General features: G+C 44.3%; 3 protein-coding genes. All 3 read left to right on the top strand.

The window, feature by feature from the left end; translation table 11 throughout:
* The coding region (gene glnS, locus AC29Z1_RS07075) for a glutamine--tRNA ligase (RefSeq protein ID WP_488270758.1) at nucleotides 1–1,121 on the top strand (1,121 nt) is incomplete at its 5' end.
* Between the two features lie 88 nt (nucleotides 1,122–1,209).
* On the top strand, nucleotides 1,210–1,962 hold the full coding sequence (locus AC29Z1_RS07070) for a YdcF family protein (RefSeq protein WP_488270757.1): 753 nt from the start codon (nucleotides 1,210–1,212) through the stop codon (nucleotides 1,960–1,962).
* A gap of 27 nt (nucleotides 1,963–1,989) precedes the next feature.
* Nucleotides 1,990–2,638: phosphoribosylamine--glycine ligase (gene purD / locus AC29Z1_RS07065; protein ID WP_488270756.1), on the top strand; the 649-nt coding region annotated here is incomplete at its 3' end.

Here is a 2,638-nt window from a genome sequence, read left to right as displayed (position 1 = left end):
CGGTTCTTTACCGTATTATCCGTACGCCGCATCACCGTACAGGCAATAAGTGGTGCATTTATCCCATGTATGACTATGCTCATCCTATCTCTGACTCTATTGAAGGTGTGACGCATTCCATATGTACACTTGAGTTTGCTGATCATCGGCCGCTCTATGATTGGACATTGGAAGCTTTAGGCATCTATAAGTGTCAGCAAATTGAATTTGCCCGCTTAAATCTGACTAGGACGATTATGAGTAAACGTTACCTGCGTCGCTTGGTTGAGGAAAAATATGTAAGCGGCTGGGATGATCCACGGATGCCGACAATCTCCGGTTTAAGGCGACGGGGTTATACGCCGGAAGCTATTCGGGATTTCTGCGACAGAATCGGTGTGGCTAAGAGTAACAGCACAGTTGATATTGCTTTGTTGGAGCATTGCATTCGTGAAGACCTTAACCCGAAAGCGCCACGTGTGATGGCGGTGCTTAGACCGCTTAAAGTTATTATCGATAATTATCCGGCAGGACAAGTCGAAGAGTTGATAGCCGAAAATAACCCAGAAAATCCGGAAATGGGATCACGGACATTGCCATTTTCCCGCGAAATCTATATTGAACAAGATGATTTTATGGAAAATCCACCGAAAAAATATTTTCGCCTATCCCCTGGAGCTGAAGTTAGGCTGAAACATGCCTATATCATTAAATGTGAATATGTAGTAAAAGATGAGCAAACAGGAGAGATTAAGGAAGTCCATTGTACGTATGATCCGGACACCAAGAGTGGCAGCGGTACTGTAAACCGTAAGGTTAAGGGTGTATTGCACTGGGTATCCGCGGCTCATGCCGTAAAAGCTGAGGTTCGGTTATACGATTATTTATTGCTGGATAGTCAAGAGCAGGAAGATGCAGAAACGACAGATAAAGATTTTGTCGAGATGCTAAACCCCAATTCCTTGGAAGTGCTGACCGATTGCTTGATCGAACCAAGTATTAAAACCGCTCAGTCGGGGGATCGTTTCCAGTTTCTAAGGCAAGGATTTTTTGTCAAGGATCGTGATTCAACTCCAGAACTTCCTGTATTTAACCGTATTGTTTCATTAAAAGACTCATGGGCTAAGATTGAAAAGAAATAATAACAGGTAAGACTTTTGCCAAGCGTAAGCGGGCAAAAGTCTTACTGATATTATTTGTAGGCGCAGAACATAGAAATGAGGTATTTTGGTGCTAGTGTTGATAAAGTTTTTATACACAACTTTTTTGCTGCCACCAGGCCTATTTATTGCTGCGCTGGCATTTGTTTGTCTTTGGATGTATCGCCGCAATCAGCGGGGAGTAGGGATACTGGTTCTCATAACAGTGCTTTTATACCTAGTTTCTACACCGTTAGTAGGAGAAGGATTAATTCGGTCTTTGGAGAGCCGTTACCAGCCGCCCGAACAGGTCAACGGTGATGTGATTGTCATGCTGGGAGGCGGGGCAACGGCGGATACACCCAATATTTATGGTAAAGGTCATCTTACGGGCTTTGCTGCCAACCGGCTATTAACAGCCGCGCAGTTACATCAGCTTACTGATAAACCGATCATCGTTTCTGGAGGGCAAGTCTTTGCCAACACCGGCAAAGAAGCTGAGATTGCCCGGCATATCTTGCGGGGGTTGGGTGTTGCCGATAATAAAATTATTGTGGAGGGGCAGAGCCTCAATACTACGGATAACGCCAAATTTACCCAAAGGATTTTGGCAGAACATGGCTTTACCAGGCCAGTACTCGTGACTTCAGCCTTTCATATGGAGCGCTCTGTGCGTCAGTTTGCTAAATATAATATGGTAGTGACACCATATCCTACCGATTACCAAACAAATACTCATTTTATTTTTGAATGGCATTTGTTATGGCCAAGGGCGGATGCTTTTTATAACACCCAGTTGGCCATCAAGGAATATCTTGGTCTTATGGCAGTACGTTGGTTTTAATGTAATATATGAGGAGCAGTGATAGCTTTGAAAATTCTTCTTATTGGCGGTGGCGGGCGCGAACATGCTCTGGCTTGGAAATTAGCGCAAAGTCCTCGGGTAGAAAAAATCTATTGTGCTCCGGGAAATCCGGGAATTGCGGCGGTAGCCGAATGTATTCATATTGATATAAGTGATAATGAGGCGTTAGGAAAATTTGCTGTAGATCATGCTATTGATTTAACTGTGGTTGGCCCTGAGCTGCCGCTTACTAATGGTCTTGTCGATTATTTTTCCACACTAAATCTTAAAGTTTTTGGACCATCCCAGAAGGCGGCTCAGCTTGAAGGTTCAAAAGCCTTTGCCAAAGAAATTATGCGTAAATATAATATTCCAACTGCTGCTTCAGCCGTCTTTACTGATGCTGATAAGGCTATTGCATACATAAAAGAACAAGGTGCTCCGATTGTTGTTAAGGCAGATGGGTTGGCTGCCGGCAAAGGTGTTGTAGTAGCCATGACAGTAGAGGAAGCTGTTGCCGCTGTTGAGATGATGATGCGGGATAAGGCATTTGGTAGTGCCGGCAATTTGGTTGTTATCGAAGAATATCTTGAGGGCGAGGAAGCTTCGCTGCTGGCATTTACCGACGGTTATACGGTAGTTCCTATGGTGGCGGCACAGGATCATAAGCGGATTT

Source organism: Sporomusa sp., assembly GCF_057736855.1.
This window is presented reverse-complemented; position numbering and strand designations above follow the sequence as displayed.